This window comes from Galbibacter sp. (assembly GCF_035306585.1).
Taxonomy (GTDB): Bacteria; Bacteroidota; Bacteroidia; order Flavobacteriales; family Flavobacteriaceae; genus Galbibacter.
Genome location: NZ_DATGNU010000129.1, coordinates 1 through 17,503, shown reverse-complemented (window position 1 = coordinate 17,503; position 17,503 = coordinate 1). Strand labels below are relative to the sequence as shown.

Below are 17,503 nucleotides of genomic sequence, written 5' to 3'. Positions count from 1 at the left end.
CCTGTTTTTTTAAAATTGTAATTCCAATTGTAACCTCGCCATTACTACGTCGCTTTGATTGGCAAATGTGGCATAACTGATATCTGTTTGTAATTTTAAGTTATGTCCCACGATATATTTTGATATCCCTAGGGTGTATTGATTTTCTTCCATAGTGCTTTGAACTTCCTGATCAAAATCTAGATGGGTGTATCGTCCACTTACTTCCCAATTATTTTCAAATAGATATCCTCCCTGAATATTGAATGCGTTTCCAGTATCAACCACATCCCCTGTTGGAATGCCTTGGTGGTCAATGGCGATAGCCTCCTCGGCAGAACGATTCGCATATTCGGCTAGCAAGGAAATACCTTTGTATTTAAAAACAGCATCAGCAAATAAGGTTGTGATGTCCGTTTGATATAGCCCCTGTTGAGTTTCCATAAAGTCTCCTTTGTTGCTTTTGGTTTTTACTGCATCATCATTATAATCATAAGCTACTCCAACCATTAATCGAGGCTTGTCCTCACGCTCTAAGGCTGATCCTTCCAGTTCATTGTCATTTTTAAAGGCGCCTAAGGGGAGCAATTCTACTCGTCCTGTATATTGATATCCTCCCATATTTCCCACCGTTACATTACGACCATCTCCTTGAGAGAAGGCAAATTGTTCGCGGATTAAAAATGTAGGTGTTAAATAATGTTCGTTGAGTAACTGTAGTCCGATATCTCGATCGATGTTGAATTCAGCATTTAAAAGAGAGCGGTCCACGAACTGTAGGCTCCCTGAAGAAATTAATCGTTCGACGTTTCCAGGTAATTTTGCTTGCCCAACCCTTATACTTAGGCTTTTATAAAAGTTCCACTGAAGATACGCATCAAGTATAAACTTATCAGTGTAATCTGTGTAATACGAAGCGCCATCAATATCTTTATTGGCAAGTCCTATTTCTAGTTTATAGGTCAGGTCTTTAGTAAAAGCAAAACCTTTGAATTTTAATCGCGCCCTTCTAACGAGAAAATCACTGTTAAAATCTGTGCTTCCACTTTCATTCTCCTGCCATGTGCCACTTCCTAATAATTGGAATCTGGTAGTGAAATTCATACTCCAAGTGCTGTCTTCACCGCTTATATTTAAAATACCTTTTCCAAAATGCGGGCCTTGGATATCTTGTGCATTACTAAAGAAACACACAAGTAAACCAAGCAAAAAAGCCCTTACCAAATTTTTCATTCCAATGTTTTAGTTTTTGTCGCTGCAAAGAACAGTATATAAAGTTAAGAAATTGTTTCCTGTATGTTAAGTTAACAAAAATAATTACGTTAACTTTTTATTCTAAAACACACATTTTGAATTCAATAACCTAGTCGTCCTTCTTCATAACAAACTGGAACTAAAAAAAGTGAAGCTGCCCGTTTTACCAGACAGCTTTCTATTTCAGAACTTAAGTCGACAAAAACTAAAAGTTGGTGAAATATCGGTTGTTTTTTACCAATGCAAAGGTTTGTTATATAGATAAACATAGTGTGAATTAAAGTTTAAAAAATTATTAACCTTTTAAGGGTGCATAAGACATGTTTTTCAAAGGGATTTTTAATTTTAAGTAATCTTAGCAGTATCTTGCAGAACAAATAAATAATTAGGATGAATTGGGACTCATTACTCTCTTTAAAACGTCATGGAGATAAAAATAAAAGACTTCGCAAAGAACAAGATGAAACTAGATTAGGGTTCGAAGTAGACTTTGATAGGATTATCTTTTCTTCCGCATTTCGAAGTCTTCAAGATAAAACACAGGTAATTCCACTTTCCAAGACGGATTTTGTACACACACGGCTTACCCATAGTCTGGAGGTTTCGGTAGTTGGTCGTAGCCTAGGGAGGTCTGTAGGAAAAAAGGTGCTTGAAAAACACCCTTACTTAAGTGAAGTCCATGGTTATCGATTTAATGATTTTGGTGCTATTGTTGCTGCTGCCGCACTCTCACACGATATCGGAAATCCGCCTTTTGGACACTCTGGGGAAAAGGCCATCGGTGAATATTTTAAATCTGGCAGAGGAGTGGCTTATAGAGATCAATTAACCGATAAAGAGTATCAAGATTTAATTGATTTCGAGGGAAATGCTAATGGTTTTCGAATTTTGACAGAGACCCGCCAAGGAATCACAGGAGGACTTCGCCTTAGTTATGCTACTTTAGGAGCTTTTATGAAGTACCCTAAAGAATCACTTCCTAAGCGTTCAACATCACAAATTTCTGATAAGAAATTCGGTTTTTTTCAATCAGAAAAAGAATTGTACATAGATGTTGCTAGAGAGCTTGGTTTAAAACAAACACGTACGGGGGAAGATGTTTCCTTTGCCAGACACCCGCTGACGTTTTTAGTGGAGGCAGCCGACGATATATGTTATACAATCATCGATTTTGAGGACGGTATTAATTTAGGTTTGATTCAAGAAGAGTTTGCCTTAGAATACTTAATAAAGCTGGTAAAAGATAGCATTAATATTAAAAAATACCACGAATTAAGTACCAAAGAGGATCGATTAGGCTATTTAAGAGCGCTATCCATCAGCACCCTAATACAAGATGCAACCAGGGTGTTTTTAGAAAACGAAACAGCCATCTTGAATGGTGATTTTCACACTTCTCTTTTGGAAAAGTCGTCTTATAAGGCTCAAATTGAAGATATTATTAATATAAGTGTTAAGAATATTTATCAAAGTGATGAAGTTATCCAAAAGGAACTAGCCGGTTATAAGATCCTCAATCAATTGTTAGATACCTTCTGTGACGCAGTTATTCGAGCTACTGAAAATCGAAGCACCAATTACGATAATTTAGTGATAAATTTAATTCCAAAGAAGTACATCATATTCGATCAGGGTATCTATAGATCACTCATGGCCGTTGCCCAGTTTGTTGCTGGTTTAACTGATGGAAATGCCTTATTGATTTATAATAAAATAAATGCCAAAGTGGTCTAGAAGTTATAGACCACACCAACACCTAAAGATTGCTTGAACTGTACCTTTGGGCTATAAGAGAATTTCTCCCCGCTAGCTAAGGTTCGCTCTTCAAACTTAATGTCGTTATCATAGATTAATTGTGTCCCTACATTGGCTACCACGTATTCGTTGACCTTTAACTCAACATCAACTAGCCAGTTGATATCGATATTTCCAAAACTGTTCAGGTAATCTGTATAGAGGGTAATACGGTTAGATAAGAACATATTATCGTAGAGTTTGGTTTGGTAAGAATTGGTTACCAGGATTCCAATTTCAGTTACCACATTTTGTCCATTGCGTATTTTAATACCATTGGCATCATATTCCGCTTTGCGCACACCGAAAGCTCCTTGATCAGCCAAATCTTGATCCAATACAAAGGTTGACTTTTGTGTAATGGGTGAAAGGTAAAGCTTTAGATCCTTGCCTTCAGGAGAAAACTCACTACCAAAACCAAAAAGAAAATAGCCAGGAGCCATAAATTGAGAGATTGGATTGTCACGATCTGGATACTTATATCCCTTGGAAAATTGGGTGTTAAAATTCGCCTTTGCAGAGAAATACCAATCGGATAAGTTATCCATTCTAAAACCCAAAGTCGAATTTATCGCCAATGCGTCTTCGGATTTTCTAATTTTCTGCCCATCTTGAATGTTTAGCCCAAAGCGCATAATTAATTCATTGTTCCACTGTAATTTTTCGTGTTTATAGTTACGCTCAAAGAGCGCATTAGCCAATCCGCTAATAGAATTATTTCCCCCTGCACTCCAATTGACAAAAGCGATCTCACTGATATTCATTCCTACCTTATTAACCCTTTTCCATCGAGGAGGGATTGGCTTATATTCATTGATTACCTTGGTGAGATTGATGGTGTCTATTCCTTTGATAATAAACACCTCTTGTGTTCTAGGGTTTGTATAGACTTCTTGTTCTTGAGCTAGGCTAATAAAACAACAAAAAGCACAAAAAATGATAAGATATCCTTTCATTATTAGCTGAATAATAGGTTTTTATACTTTACAAAAGTGCTAAAAATAGTTATGTTATAAAAATCTTTCAAATTGTTTGGCCATTGATTTTGGGTCAATACCCACAATTTGTTGTAATTCTTCAACGGTTCCATGCTCTATAAATTGTTCACCAATGCCCAAAGATATTACCTTTTGAGGGTTGTAGCTGTGCTTGGTGATAAATTCGCTAACTGCACTTCCCATACCGCCATTTAATACACCGTCTTCCACGGTGAATATCACCTGATATTTTTTAAATACCTCATGAAGAAGCGCGGTGTCTAAAGGTGCTAAAAACTGAAGGTCATAATGTGCAATTCGTTCCTCTGCAGAAAGCATCGAAATGGCTTGATGTACATTCTCAGCAATGGTTCCAATAGATAGGACGGCTATCTTGTCGCCTTGACTTAATTGTCTTGCTTTTCCGATGGTGATTTGTGAAAACGGTTTTTTCCAATTAAGGTTTTTTCCTCTGCCTCGTGGGTAACGAATAGCAATAGGATGTGAAAGCCCTAATTGGGCAGTAAACATAATATTTCTTAGTGCTATTTCATCCTTGGGCGCAAATACAATAAGGTTGGGAATACATCGCAAAAAGGCTAAATCAAATACACCGTGGTGCGTTGCTCCATCTTGGCCTACAAGACCAGCTCTATCCAGGCAAAAAATCACCGGAATTTTTTGAAGGGCGACATCGTGAATCAATTGGTCGTACGCTCTTTGTAAAAAAGTGGAATAGATATTACAAAAGACATGGAAACCTTGTGTAGCCATTCCTGCTGCAAGTGTTACAGCATGCTGCTCGGCAATTCCAACATCAAAACCACGCTCTGGGAATTTTTCCATCATGTATTTAAGCGAACTTCCAGTTGGCATGGCAGGGGTAATACCAATGATTTTTTCATTTTTTTCCGCTAACTCAACTATCGTATGACCAAATACATCTTGATATTTTGGTGGTAAGACGCCTTTAGGTTTTGGCAGTAACTCTCCTGAGTTTTTGTCAAACTTACCAGGGGCATGGTAGCGAACTTGATCTTGCTCTGCTTGTCGTAATCCTTTTCCTTTGGTGGTAATAATATGTAAAAACTTCGGACCCTTTTTCTTCTTTAGCCGCTTTAATTCTTTGAGCAATTTTGGCAAATTATGTCCATCTATGGGGCCACTGTAATCAAAATTCAACGCTCGTATGATATTGTTCTTGGCTAGATTACGATCAACCTTAACCTTTGTTAAATACTCCTTTAAGGCGCCTACACTAGGATCAATTCCAATGGCATTGTCATTTAGAATAATGAGGAGATTCGCATGACTTACACCTGCGTGATTTAAAGCCTCGAAAGCCATTCCGCTTGCAATGGATGCATCACCTATTACGGCGATATGTTGTTTTTCTTTTTCTCCTTTTAAGTTGGAAGCCATGGCCATTCCCAAGGCTGCGGAAATTGAGGTGGAACTATGTCCTGTGCCGAAGGTGTCAAATATACTTTCCACTCTTTTTGGAAAACCGCTTATGCCATTGAGTTGTCTATTGGTATGGAATTGCTCCCTACGCCCTGTTAGGATTTTATGCCCATAAGCTTGATGCCCTACATCCCAAACCAATAAATCATCAGGAGTGTTGAAAATGTAATGAAGAGCAATAGTCAATTCAACGACCCCAAGACTCGCTCCCAAATGGCCTTCTTTGGTGGAGACAATATCAATAATATATTCCCTGAGCTGTTTTGCGAGTTCACCCAATTGTACTTCAGGTAAATTCCGCAAATCGGCGGGGTCATTAATGGTCTCTAACAAAGCATACGGGTTCATGATACAAAAATACAACTGTTTTTAAGTTTAAATTAATTTTTGCTGTATTTTAAAGATTTCCAAACTAGTTGTGATAGTTACAAACAAAAAGGCCTTGGGTTTTACTCCAAAGCCTCTTGTGTATCATCTTGTTCTAAGGTTGTTATTTCTTATTTACTTTGGAAATATATTTCTCCAAAGCCATGGTCATCGAAGGTGTTTCTGGTGTTGGGGCCTCAATGTCGATGCGAAGTCCTGCTTCGGTAGCAGCCTTGACTGTCGTGTTTCCGAAAACAGCAATACGAGTGTTGTTTTGCTTAAAATCAGGGAAATTCTTTAATAAGGACTCAATACCTGAGGGGCTGAAAAACACTAAGATATCGTAATAAACATCTCTCAAATCAGATAGGTCACTAATGACTGTTTTATACAAGATAGCTCTTGTCCAATTAACTTTTAAGTCATCTAAAGTCTCAGGCACGATTGGTTTTAAAACGTCTGATGATGGTAATAGGAATTTCTCATCCTTGTACTTCTTAATAAGTGGAGCAAGCTCTTGAAAGGTACGTGTTCCTACATAAATCTTTCTTTTGCGGTATACTACGTATTTTTGTAAATAATAAGCAACTGCTTCTGACTGACAGAAATACTTCATGGAATCAGGAACTTTGAATCGCATGTCTTCTGCAATTCTAAAAAAATGATCTACAGCATTTCTACTAGTAAGTATAATTGCTGTAAACTGTGTTAAGTCAATTTTTTGTTGTCTTACATCTTTTGCATTTAATCCTTCTACATGAATGAATGGTCGAAAGTCAACCTTAATTTTTTGCTTTTCTACCAATCTCAAATACGGTGAATTTTCTACCTTGGGCTCAGGTTGAGAAACCAGAATTGTCTTAACTTTCATAAATATATGATTCGTTTATACCTTATCTACAAAATAAAATTTTATTACTAATAAATAGGGTGCTATTTCTAGCGTGCAAAGATACAAAATAAAATAAAATAAATATTTTTGAATCAATTTTTGATGATTTCTTAAAGTTAGAAGAAAAGCGATGATATTTAATAAGCCAAAACAAAGAAGTATTGCGTATAATGCAATTTTACTACTTAAATTACTGTAAATGAATAAACTAATCAATGGAAGCAGTAATAATGACGATAGATTTCTATAAGTTACTTTATGGAAATGAAAACTTTCTGTAAACTTATTGATGTCAAAAATGGTAGCTATTAGTTTTTCTAAATAGAATTTGAAGAGAATAAATAGAATTAAAAAAGGAAGGATGAGGTAGAAATTAACCTCATGTGCTGGATCGAAATAAGGGAGCGAGATCCATAGTACTAGTGAAAATGTGATTAGTTGTGGGATAAATAATAATAGGTTAAATATAGAAGTAATTTGACCTGGCTCTTTACTATAAATCTTCAAGTATTTGTAGTTAACAAATAGCATGAGGAAGGAATGAAACTTTTGTTCATTCTTAAACTTTGCCATTGTTAAACATGCCAGAGCAATCATAAGAAATAAAGTTTCTATGGAATGGTGATCAATATTTCTAAGTGTTTGCTCCAAATTAATCCGCTATTTTGATAATCTCCCCTTGGAATCCGGGATGTATTCCATACTCCAAGATACCTGCTCTGAATTTTGCGCTCTCAGGTAGTTGTACAGTATCTGGAATTTCAAAGTTTAATTTAATAGTTTCCTTTGGTCCTATATAAGTATTTTTGGGAAGGTCCGTTGTCAAGGGATAAATTTTAATAATGGTCTTATGGGAATTCATACTCGCCCCTTCAAATTTTAGCTGGCTCACATTGATGCTATCACTATATGGATTTGATAATTCAGCATTAAATGCTCTTGGTATTTGGTTTTCGAATTGATCCTTATCGATATTCAATTTCATTTTTCGGTAACTGGTAAAGCTATCTATGATATGACCTCGCATATAATGATTTCCAAAAGGCCTGGTAAGTTTTATAACTGAATCCAATCGGTATTCGAGTGTACCACTGATATAGGCCACCGATTTGTTTCTTACTTTGAATTCAGAGCTATCAATATCGAATTGGTTTTGTCGAGCAATAATATCATTGGAAGAAAACACGGTGCTACCAGAATAGAAAGCATACATGGAAGCATCCCTATATGAGTTGTGAAATACCACAGGTTTATCACCTACTTCTTTTTTTAATTGCGCAACCCACTCCTTGTTACCAAAAGCTTCATATTGGATTGGAGATAGGGAAGGGAAAATTAGAGCCAGTCTTAAAAATAGGATCACTACCGCAGAAAACAGACTAATTCCCATTAACCACTTTCTGTATTTAGCATGGATGTAGGCATATCTTAGGGAGAAAATAATTAATGGAATAACAGCTAATACAACCCATTGTGCCTGCGTACCCCTGTTGAAGCTGGAGATAAAGAAGAAGATAATAATACCGTAACAGATAAATTTCAGCGCTTTATCAAATTTATCTTTTGAAGACAAGGCGTATAAAGCCCAGTACATTAATGGTGCACAAAGACCAGCTACAGCGAGGCAATGTAGCGGATATTCCAGCGTGTATCTAGGTTTCCAAGAACTTTTCACCCTACCAAAAAAATGGTATTTCAGGGAGACAAAATCCATTTCGTATAGCCAATATAGATGTGGGGTGAAGAGTATAAGCGCTAGTAGGACCGCTAACCAAAACTTACCATTTTTCAGTAAGGAAAGGTTGGATAATATCGTAAATCCAATGATTAATATTCCATGGTATTTCGCATACATTACAAGGGCCATTCCTACGCCTAATACCATAATGCTTATGGCGTCGTTTTTTATTAAAAATCGTTTATAACCCCACAGGAAAATAAGTGCACAAGTAATAAGAGTGGTATCTGGAACCATCAGGAATCCATATGCTGTTAACAGTCCAACGCTGCTTACAAAGGCTATAAAAAGCCAGATAAAGTGATGCTTTTTTTCACTGTCAATTAAAACCCATACTAGTAGCACATTAACACCGTATAAAAAAGGGGCCATAAACCGAACACCTAATTCACCATCTAATAACGAGAGACCGATTTTAACTAGAAAGGCGACTAATGGAGGGTGGTCGAAATACCCCCAACTAAGATTTTGTGCATAATACCAATAGTAGGCCTCGTCAAAAATGATATCCGTTAATGCACTTTGCACCAAATTTAAAAAAAGTACAAAAATTATAAAGCTGAACAGGATCTTGTGCGAACGTTCTCTAGTTACCATAAGTTATTGTTATTATTTTCATCTCTCTTGGTCAACGTGTGGATCGTAAAATCTAAAATTACGGAAATATTTATTTGCAAAAATCCTTAAAATCAACCTAAAAAACTAAAACTTAAGGTAAATACTTTTATTTAATGCTATTTTTGTGCAATTATGAAAGATAGCATGCAATCAGATAGTATAGTTATAATCCCTACCTACAACGAAATAGAGAATATAGCGCTAATTATTTCTGCCGTTTTTGAACTTAAAAGACCTTTTGATATTCTCATTGTGGATGATAACTCCCCTGATGGGACTGCTGATAAGGTACGCGAATTACAAGTGCAATTTCCAAACCGTTTGCATTTAGAGGTACGTCAAGAAAAATCGGGGCTTGGGATCGCCTATATACATGGATTTAAATGGGTGTTAATGCGTCCCTATGAATTTATCTTTGAAATGGATGCTGATTTTTCACATAACCCAAGAGATTTGGTCCGTCTCTACAATGCAGCTGTGAACCAGAATGCAGATCTCACGATTGGATCTCGTTATATCAAAGGAGTTAATGTAGTGAATTGGCCATTGCGTCGGGTATTGCTGTCTTATGGAGCTTCGGTCTATGTGAAATTAATTACCGGAATGCAAATTGAAGATCCTACCGCTGGATTTGTGTGTTATAGGAGAAGGGTTATCGAATCTTTAAACCTAGATGCTATCAAGTTTGTGGGTTATGCCTTCCAAATTGAAATGAAATTTAAAGCATATTTAAAGAATTTTAAATTGCTAGAGGTACCAATTATTTTTCAGGACCGTACAAGAGGAAAATCCAAAATGAATAGTAAAATAATTAATGAAGCCATCTTTGGAGTGCTAAAACTCAAGTGGCGTAGTTTGTGGAATAAGAAACATTTTTAAAATGAAAAAGATACTAATCAAAAACGCTACCATTGTCAATGAGGGGTCGCAACTAGAGGGAGATGTGCTGGTGGAAGGTGAATATATTTCATCTATCGGGAACGCATTATCCCATCCTAACGCCGAGGTTATTGATGCGCAAGGAAAGTATTTAATTCCTGGTGTGATTGATGACCAAGTACACTTTAGAGAACCAGGACTTACTCATAAAGGCACTATTGCCACTGAAAGCAGAGCTGGTTTAGCAGGAGGTATTACTAGTTATATAGAACAGCCCAACACAATTCCGCAAACTGTTACCATCACTGCTTTGGAAGATAAAATGGCCATAGCAAATGCATCGTCTTTTTCCAATTACTCCTTTAATTTTGGGGGTACTAACGATAATTTAGAAGAATTAAAGCGGTTGGATAAAAAGGCCTGTGCTGGAGTCAAATTATTCCTAGGCTCTTCTACGGGGAATATGCTTGTGGATGATCAGCAGGTATTAGAAAGTATTTTTAAAAGTACCGAAATGATCATTTCAGCCCATTGCGAGGATGAGCAAATTATAAGAACCAATATGGAACTTTATAAGGAGCGATATGGTGAGGATATTCCGATGAGTTCTCACCCGCTGATTCGTAGTGCAGAAGCTTGTTATCTCTCTTCTTCTAACGCAATTGCTTTGGCTAAAAAAACCAAAGCTCGCTTGCATATTTTTCATGTGTCGACAGCAAAAGAAACGACCCTTTTTAGAAATGACATTCCATTGAAAGAGAAACGCATCACTGCGGAGGTATGTACGCACCACTTGTGGTTCTGCAACGAAGATTATTCAGAAAAGGGTAGTTTTATAAAATGGAATCCAGCAGTGAAAACAGCCCAGGATAGAGAAGCCTTATGGGAAGCCTTAAATGATGATAGGATTGATGTGTTAGCTACCGATCATGCCCCTCACACCCTTGAAGAGAAAAATAATGTTTATACCTCCGCGCCCTCTGGAGGACCACTGGTTCAACATAGCCTTGTTGCTCTTTTGGAAAAACAGAAGGAAGGAAAAATTTCTTTGACGCGTTTAATTGAAAAAATGTGCCATAATCCAGCTATTCTATTTAATATAGAAAAGCGTGGATTCATACGAGAAGGGTATTATGCGGATTTGGTTTTAGTCGATCCTAGTAAAAGCTGGAAAGTTACTAAAGAGAATATTGCATACAAGTGTGGTTGGTCCCCTTTTGAAGGTATTGAGTTCAGCTCTGCGGTGACGCATTGTTTTGTAAACGGGCACCTGGGATATGAAAATGGGCGATTTTCTGCCGTTAGAAATGCAAAAAGACTTACTTTTGAAAGGTAATGGGTAAAAAAGGATACATATTGGTCTTGACAGCTCTGTGCATTATAAGTTGCGGAAGAGATGTAGTGGAAAAGCCTGAGAATTTGATTGAAAAGGATCTTATGATTGATATCTACTATGATATCTCCATACTGAATAGCCTCAAATCCACCGGGGCAGATAAATTGGAAAGTATTGATTTACAACCAGATGAATTTCTTTTTGAAAAGTATGGTATAGATAGCACCCAATTATCTAAAAGCAGTATTTATTATACTTCAAATGCAAATCTACAACTTGAAATGTTTACGGAGGTAGAGCAGCGTTTACAGCGTCTGAAGGATACCGTAGAGACTCGCAGAAATAAACGCGAACAGCTAAGAAGGGATGAAAATAGACCCACTAAAATGCCTGCGGATAAAAAGGGCTAATTTTCTTTTTCTATTTTTAGAGTGTTACAAATCCGCTCAATGGTGGTGGATATATCGGTGAATTCAAATTTCAAATCCTTGATAATTTTATTAGATGAGTATTGGGATGTACTCCATAAGGACTGTGCTGAATGTCGGCTGAGTAATCGCTCTTTTCGACAAACAAATGTAACCAAAGCATCCAAGCGCCAGAGCAATTTTAGTTGCCATTTCTTGAGTTCTTTCCCAGGGGCTTTGCGGCCTAGTTTCGCTGCGATTTGGCTAAGAACAGTCTTGTATTTTAAAAGAGCTCCAACCAAAATGTAGCGCTGGTTGTAGATGGTGGATTCCATAAGTAAATGGATGGCTCGACAAACATCCTTGACATCCACAAATCCAGTGCTCCCTGGAGGATAATATGATAATCCTTTTTCAATATGTTTGAAAATGGTGCTGCTAGCTGAGTCCTTAAAACCTTCTCCTAGTACAACACCAGGATTGACTATAACCACAGGGACTCCTTCTTGGGTAGCTCGCCAGACCTCCATTTCAGCGCCGTATTTTGCAATGGCATATACATTGTTTTCTGCCTCGGGATTCCAATAAGAAGTCTCATTAATTTCCTTCTCGAGGGTTTGACCTCCGAAAACAGCAATAGAACTTATAAAAGCAAGTTTTTCAATCTTATTGGCAATGCATAGATTAACTAGGTTGGCAGTACCGTCAATATTGACCTTACGCAGTTGTTTATAACTATTGGGATCAAACGAAATAAGGCCTGCGCAATGATAAACTTTTGTGACGCCTTCAAATGCCCTTTCTAAAGAAGGCAAATCTAATAGGTTGGCTTTTATCCATTGAATCTTATCAAAATTATCATTGTTTTGATTTTTAAACAAGGTTTTGACATTCTCCAACTTAGATTGCGACCTATAAATTGCTCGTATTGGCTCCTTTGCTTTGGAAAGTAAAAGCAGTAAATGCCCGCCGATTAAACCAGTACCTCCACTAATTAATATCATGGAACTAAAATACAATTATCTATTGAAATTGGGATCGATGATGCAAAAATTATACTCCTTGCGTAAATCCATATAACAATGCTTTTGTCGCAATGTAACATATGTTATCTTTGCCCCTGCAAAAGCAGCTTTATAATGACAGTAAATCTTGTAGAAGAATTAAGATGGCGAGGAATGATTCACGATATCATGCCTGGTACCGAGGAACAACTTAATAAAGAAATGACTACCGCCTATATAGGGTTTGATCCTACTTCAGATTCCCTACACATTGGAAGCTTGGTTCCGATTATTTTGCTAGTTCACTTACAAAAGGCAGGCCATAGGCCAATCGCTTTAGTTGGAGGTGCTACAGGTATGATTGGTGACCCATCGGGTAAATCCGATGAGCGCAATCTATTGGATGAGGCAACCCTAGCAAAAAATGTAGCTGGAATTCGCGCCGTATTGTCAAGATTTCTAGATTTTGATTCTAAAGAAGAAAATGCTCCGATTTTAGTGAATAACTACGATTGGATGAAGGATTTTAGCTTTATTGATTTTGCCAGAGACGTAGGAAAAAGAATTACCGTTAACTATATGATGGCCAAGGATTCTGTAAAAAAGCGTTTCAGTGCAGATTCTGGGGTTGGGATGTCTTTTACTGAATTTACGTATCAGTTAATTCAAGGATATGATTTCTACCATTTAAACAAGCATTATGGTTGTTTGTTGCAAATGGGAGGCAGTGACCAATGGGGGAATATCACTACAGGAACAGAGTTGGTTCGTAGAATGAATGTTACTCAAAGTGATGGAGAACCTGCCAAAGCTTATGCCATGACTTGTCCTTTAATTACCAAGGCAGATGGTTCTAAATTCGGGAAATCAGAGGGAGGGAACATTTGGCTGGACGCTGATAAAACATCCCCGTATAGATTTTACCAATTCTGGTTAAATACCACTGATGAGGACGCAGAAAAGTACATTAAGATCTTTACCTTTTTAGGTAAAAATGAAATAGATCAGCTAATCGCTCAACATAAAGAAGCGCCGCATATGCGACTTCTACAAAAGAAATTAGCTGAAGAAGTAACAATATTTGTGCATAGTCAAGAAGAATATGAAAATGCAGTAAAGGCTTCTAATATTTTATTTGGAGGGGGGGCTGAGGATTTAAGGCAATTGAATGAGGCTACTTTTTTAGATGTTTTTGACGGGGTAAAACAAGCAGAAATAAAACGTTCAGACATCGTAGATGGATTGGATATTATTGCTGCATTGTCTTCCGCCTCAAACTTTCTAAAATCCAACGGAGAAGCTAGAAGAGCTCTAAAAGAAAACTCTATCTCTGTTAACAAAGATAAAGTTACCGAGCGTTATATCATTACTGAGAAGGACCTTTTAAGTGATAAATTTGTTTTATTACAACGCGGGAAAAAGAATTATTTCCTGATTAAAGCGGTTTAAAAAACAGATCGAATACAAAAATATTTACTTAGGCTTTCAACTTGAAAGCCTAAGTTTTTTATACCTCAAGACCGACAAGGATACTAACGGCATTTCCGCCAAAGCCTACAGCATTAATGAGTACGTTTTTTATGTTTTTGGGCGTTGTATCATATGTTATATAGGGAACCTTAATGAATTGTTGATGGTGTAGCATCAGGATTGCTAACTCTAAACTTAGCACTCCAGAAGCGCCAAAAGTATGGCCGATTTTCCATTTATTGGTAGTTAGGGCTGGTACCTTCTCCTTGAAAACTTTTTTTATGGCTCTAAGTTCAGTGAGGTCTCCTTTAATGGTTCCAGGAGCATGCATAACGATCACATCTACTTCTGATCTGTCAACATCTTTTAAGGCCATTCTCATGGAGTCCTGAAAGCAATCCGCTTCTTCGGAAATTGAGATGTTGTGTTTTAAGAGTTCGGTAGCGTATCCAATGCCTTTGATATAAGCCAGAGGAGTCACCTTTGGGTTTTCTTCCATACAAATTACGGCAGCCCCTTCTCCTAGGACCATAGTGTTTCTTTTTTTATCCAAATCCAATGCTTTACAAGGATAGTTGTCATTGGACTCGGCATATATTTTCAAAGCTTTTATTTGAGCGATCGTAAAGGGAGTTAGGGCAGCTTCACTACCGCCAACCATAAACTTATCGCACATTCCACTTTTTATCCAAGCAACACCATTTACCACTGCATGTAATGCCGTGGAACAGGTGATTGAATGTGAAATCTCGGGACCTTTCGTTTGCAAATCATGGGCGATCCATGAAGATATATTTCCAAGGGTTGTGGTTGGAGAGGCTAGGGTAGAGGAATTTCCATCTTTGAGAAAGTCTCCGTAATATTTTTCGAAAAGTGAAGTAGCTCCTCTCGATGAACCGATATTTACTCCAAATAAATCGCCTTTTTGCCATCGGCTTGCTTTCAAAGCATCTCTAGCAACTAACATGGCATAAAGAACCGAATTGTCAAGGGGTTTATATTTAGGATCTTCTTCTCTAAGAGCTTTTATTTTATCAATATCAGTTACCTTTAGTGCACCAGTAATGGCTTGGTAGTCGCCATAAATACCGGGGGATAGAAAGTGCATATCCGAATTGTAATTCTTCCAAATGGTTTTTGGATCACTCCCGAGTGCTGATAGTGAGGACAGGGCGCTAATGGCTATTTTTGTATTCATAGCGTATTTTTATAAATGGCAAAAGTAGCATTTGATACTTCGATGTAATTTAATAAAGGTGTTTAAAACAAAAAACCTCATCATTGCTGTAGAGGTCTTTTGTTTTATATTCATTTCAAAGGGTTCTTCATTAGATTTCGGTTACCCTTAGTGTATTGACCATCCCTTTTTGTTGGATCGGCATGGCGGCAAGACTGATCATCATATCTCCTTTGACTAAGAATCCCTTATCACAAGCCATTTCAGTGACATCCTCAATGGTTTGATCCGTACTTACAAAACGATCATAATGAAAAGTTTTAACCCCCCATAAAAGGCTGAGCTGAGTCATTATTCTTTGGTTAGAAGTAAATACTAAGATGTGCGCCTTCGGTCTCCATGCTGAAATCTGAAAAGCGGTATAGCCGCTATTGGTAAGGGTAGTAATAACCTTTGCATTGATTTCATTGGCCATACTAGCTGCGTGAAAACAAACCGACTTGGTAATATATCTTTTAGTTTTAATATGTGGGGGCTCTTGAGGAACTTTAATCAGATGAGAGTGCTCTACACTATTGATAATGCTGGTCATCTTTTCGATTACCTGAACTGGATAAGCACCGACGGAGGTTTCCCCAGATAACATTACGGCATCAGCTCCATCCATAACGGAGTTTGCCACATCGTTTACTTCTGCTCTTGTTGGAGTTAAGCTAGAGATCATGGTCTCCATCATTTGGGTAGCAATAATAACAGGTATTCTTGCTTTCTTAGCTCTAAGAACCAATTGTTTTTGTACTAGTGGTACTTCTTGGGCTGGAATTTCCACCCCTAAATCACCACGAGCCACCATAAGTCCATCACAATGCGCAACTATTTTGTCGATATTCTCCACTGCTTCTGGTTTCTCAATCTTGGCTACAATCGGAATTTTGTATTTCGAATGTTCCTTAATAAGGTTTTGAAGATCCATCAAATCTTCGCTGTGGCGAACAAATGATAAAGCGATCCAATCGACCTCTTGCTCTATGGCAAAAATAGCATCTGCAATATCCTTATTCGTTAAAGCAGGTAAAGAGATGTTTGTATTAGGAAGGTTGACTCCTTTTTTAGATTTCAAAGGCCCTCCTTGTAGAACTTTTGCTTTAACTTCTGTTTTTTTATCGGTGGATACAACTTCAAAAATTAACTTTCCATCATCAAGTAAAATGCGTTCTCCTGGATTTACATCCCTAGGGAACTCCTTGTAATTCATATAAACTCTTTCGAGATTTCCCTCAAAAGGTTCTCCAGTAACAAAGGTGATCTGATCACCTTTACTCACTATTACATCTTCCTTCATAACCCCTACACGAAGTTTCGGGCCTTGTAAGTCAGCGAGAATAGCAGTGTTGTAATTGTATTCTTTATTAAGCGAACGGATTATTTGGATTCGTTCCTTTACATCATCATAATCGGCATGTGAAAAATTAATTCTAAATACATTCACACCCGCTTCCATCATCTGTTTTATGATTTCTTTGGTGCTTGTTGCGGGGCCAAGCGTTGCAACAATCTTTGTCTTTTTCCTGTTAGGCATTCGTAAGAAAAATTAAATTATTTTTTGATTTTAATTCTTGTACTTCAATGGTATAGGTCGTTATTATACCTGGTATTTTTTTTAATTCACGTACTACTTCTTCTGTCGCATTATAGGCACCTTGCTGGTCATCAATTTTTAATAAATAATCAGCACGATTATATTCCGGTACTACATATTCCGTACGTGTGGTTTCATTATCCTCGAACAGTCCTGAATTTGACGGTAGTGTTTTTTCGGTCGTTTTGTTTTTTAACAACCCCCAGAAAACTTGATGAATTTCATCATACCATTCAAAAGCAATTACGTTCGCATTATAGGACGCCACATCTCGGCGATCCATTCGCTTTAGTCTTAAATTTAAAACTGAATTTATAAAATATGCTAACCTGTAATCCTCTAAAGATGCGTGAATAGCGATTAAGGTGTATGCATGTTCAAAATCTTCATCTAATAGTTTATAGACTGCCATATCATATGTGCACAGGAATGTAAATATATGATTATAACTATGACTTCACAACTTTTAGAACACTGATTCTATTGATTTTAATACGAAAACGATATAG

The 17,503-nt window shown here is 37.2% G+C and carries 15 protein-coding genes; 5 read left to right on the top strand and 10 right to left on the bottom strand.

The features are described 5' to 3' along the window. Positions 1 to 9: 9 nt before the first annotated feature. Positions 10 to 1,212, bottom strand: coding sequence for a porin (locus VKY50_RS11590; RefSeq protein WP_324301987.1), 1,203 nt, complete (start codon positions 1,210 to 1,212; stop codon positions 10 to 12). A 411-nt stretch (positions 1,213 to 1,623) separates the two neighbouring features. On the opposite strand from VKY50_RS11590, the gene VKY50_RS11585 reads away from it, so the two are divergent. Next, complete coding sequence (locus VKY50_RS11585; protein ID WP_324301986.1) at positions 1,624 to 2,967, top strand: deoxyguanosinetriphosphate triphosphohydrolase; 1,344 nt, start codon at positions 1,624 to 1,626, stop codon at positions 2,965 to 2,967. On the opposite strand, the gene VKY50_RS11580 is transcribed toward VKY50_RS11585, so the two are convergent. From VKY50_RS11580 to VKY50_RS11560, 5 genes are all read right to left on the bottom strand, one after another. After that, positions 2,964 to 3,983, bottom strand: a complete 1,020-nt coding sequence (locus VKY50_RS11580) for a DUF3078 domain-containing protein (protein ID WP_324301985.1) — start codon at positions 3,981 to 3,983, stop codon at positions 2,964 to 2,966. The two genes, VKY50_RS11585 and VKY50_RS11580, sit on opposite strands and share 4 nt — an antisense overlap. A gap of 54 nt (positions 3,984 to 4,037) precedes the next feature. Further along, on the bottom strand, positions 4,038 to 5,816 hold the full coding sequence (locus VKY50_RS11575) for a 1-deoxy-D-xylulose-5-phosphate synthase (protein WP_324301984.1): 1,779 nt from the start codon (positions 5,814 to 5,816) through the stop codon (positions 4,038 to 4,040). A 142-nt stretch (positions 5,817 to 5,958) separates the two neighbouring features. Next, positions 5,959 to 6,705 (bottom strand): uroporphyrinogen-III synthase, encoded by a 747-nt coding sequence (locus tag VKY50_RS11570; RefSeq protein WP_324301983.1) that lies wholly within the window; start codon positions 6,703 to 6,705, stop codon positions 5,959 to 5,961. Positions 6,706 to 6,720: 15 nt separating this feature from the next. Next, complete coding sequence (locus VKY50_RS11565) at positions 6,721 to 7,323, bottom strand: DUF4271 domain-containing protein (RefSeq protein WP_324302044.1); 603 nt, start codon at positions 7,321 to 7,323, stop codon at positions 6,721 to 6,723. A gap of 55 nt (positions 7,324 to 7,378) precedes the next feature. Beyond that, the gene (locus VKY50_RS11560) at positions 7,379 to 8,992 is read right to left on the bottom strand and encodes an ArnT family glycosyltransferase (RefSeq protein WP_324301982.1); all 1,614 of its coding nucleotides are present in this window, start codon (positions 8,990 to 8,992) and stop codon (positions 7,379 to 7,381) included. A 234-nt stretch (positions 8,993 to 9,226) separates the two neighbouring features. On the opposite strand from VKY50_RS11560, the gene VKY50_RS11555 reads away from it, so the two are divergent. Genes VKY50_RS11555 through VKY50_RS11545 form a run of 3 tightly spaced genes read left to right on the top strand, consistent with a single transcriptional unit; the run spans position 9,227 to position 11,707 of the window. Then, a complete protein-coding gene (locus tag VKY50_RS11555) occupies positions 9,227 to 9,961 on the top strand; it encodes a polyprenol monophosphomannose synthase (RefSeq protein WP_324301981.1) in 735 nt (244 codons plus the stop codon). Between the two features lies 1 nt (position 9,962). After that, positions 9,963 to 11,297, top strand: a complete 1,335-nt coding sequence (locus VKY50_RS11550; RefSeq protein ID WP_324301980.1) for a dihydroorotase — start codon at positions 9,963 to 9,965, stop codon at positions 11,295 to 11,297. A gap of 26 nt (positions 11,298 to 11,323) precedes the next feature. Beyond that, positions 11,324 to 11,707: a DUF4296 domain-containing protein gene (locus VKY50_RS11545; protein WP_324301979.1), complete on the top strand. Its 384-nt coding sequence runs from the start codon at positions 11,324 to 11,326 to the stop codon at positions 11,705 to 11,707. Here the strand turns inward: VKY50_RS11545 and VKY50_RS11540 are convergent. Then, positions 11,704 to 12,708: an NAD-dependent epimerase/dehydratase family protein gene (locus VKY50_RS11540; protein WP_324301978.1), complete on the bottom strand. Its 1,005-nt coding sequence runs from the start codon at positions 12,706 to 12,708 to the stop codon at positions 11,704 to 11,706. The two genes, VKY50_RS11545 and VKY50_RS11540, sit on opposite strands and share 4 nt — an antisense overlap. Positions 12,709 to 12,843: 135 nt before the next feature. On the opposite strand from VKY50_RS11540, the gene tyrS reads away from it, so the two are divergent. Further along, the gene (gene tyrS / locus VKY50_RS11535; RefSeq protein WP_324301977.1) at positions 12,844 to 14,157 is read left to right on the top strand and encodes a tyrosine--tRNA ligase; all 1,314 of its coding nucleotides are present in this window, start codon (positions 12,844 to 12,846) and stop codon (positions 14,155 to 14,157) included. Between the two features lie 58 nt (positions 14,158 to 14,215). On the opposite strand, the gene VKY50_RS11530 is transcribed toward tyrS, so the two are convergent. From VKY50_RS11530 to VKY50_RS11520, 3 genes are all read right to left on the bottom strand, one after another. After that, entirely contained in the window at positions 14,216 to 15,376 is a 1,161-nt protein-coding gene (locus VKY50_RS11530; RefSeq protein WP_324301976.1) for a beta-ketoacyl synthase N-terminal-like domain-containing protein, read from the bottom strand. 130 nt (positions 15,377 to 15,506) lie between these two features. Continuing rightward, complete coding sequence (pyk, locus tag VKY50_RS11525; protein ID WP_324301975.1) at positions 15,507 to 16,934, bottom strand: pyruvate kinase; 1,428 nt, start codon at positions 16,932 to 16,934, stop codon at positions 15,507 to 15,509. Further along, complete coding sequence (locus tag VKY50_RS11520) at positions 16,927 to 17,406, bottom strand: IPExxxVDY family protein (RefSeq protein WP_324301974.1); 480 nt, start codon at positions 17,404 to 17,406, stop codon at positions 16,927 to 16,929. The genes pyk and VKY50_RS11520 overlap by 8 nt, the downstream gene beginning before the upstream one ends. Positions 17,407 to 17,503: the final 97 nt, after the last annotated feature.

Excerpts from the sequence above, each read along its gene's own strand:
- pyk (WP_324301975.1), bottom strand. The coding sequence starts at position 16,934 with ATGCCTAACAGGAAAAAGACAAAGATTGTTGCAACGCTTGGCCCCGCA.
- VKY50_RS11585 (WP_324301986.1), top strand. The coding sequence starts at position 1,624 with ATGAATTGGGACTCATTACTCTCTTTAAAACGTCATGGAGATAAAAAT.
- VKY50_RS11570 (WP_324301983.1), bottom strand. The coding sequence starts at position 6,705 with ATGAAAGTTAAGACAATTCTGGTTTCTCAACCTGAGCCCAAGGTAGAA.
- tyrS (WP_324301977.1), top strand. The coding sequence starts at position 12,844 with ATGACAGTAAATCTTGTAGAAGAATTAAGATGGCGAGGAATGATTCAC.
- VKY50_RS11555 (WP_324301981.1), top strand. The coding sequence starts at position 9,227 with ATGCAATCAGATAGTATAGTTATAATCCCTACCTACAACGAAATAGAG.
- VKY50_RS11590 (WP_324301987.1), bottom strand. The coding sequence starts at position 1,212 with ATGAAAAATTTGGTAAGGGCTTTTTTGCTTGGTTTACTTGTGTGTTTC.
- VKY50_RS11540 (WP_324301978.1), bottom strand. The coding sequence starts at position 12,708 with ATGATATTAATTAGTGGAGGTACTGGTTTAATCGGCGGGCATTTACTG.
- VKY50_RS11550 (WP_324301980.1), top strand. The coding sequence starts at position 9,963 with ATGAAAAAGATACTAATCAAAAACGCTACCATTGTCAATGAGGGGTCG.
- VKY50_RS11580 (WP_324301985.1), bottom strand. The coding sequence starts at position 3,983 with ATGAAAGGATATCTTATCATTTTTTGTGCTTTTTGTTGTTTTATTAGC.
- VKY50_RS11565 (WP_324302044.1), bottom strand. The coding sequence starts at position 7,323 with ATGATTGCTCTGGCATGTTTAACAATGGCAAAGTTTAAGAATGAACAA.
- VKY50_RS11520 (WP_324301974.1), bottom strand. The coding sequence starts at position 17,406 with ATGGCAGTCTATAAACTATTAGATGAAGATTTTGAACATGCATACACC.
- VKY50_RS11575 (WP_324301984.1), bottom strand. The coding sequence starts at position 5,816 with ATGAACCCGTATGCTTTGTTAGAGACCATTAATGACCCCGCCGATTTG.
- VKY50_RS11530 (WP_324301976.1), bottom strand. The coding sequence starts at position 15,376 with ATGAATACAAAAATAGCCATTAGCGCCCTGTCCTCACTATCAGCACTC.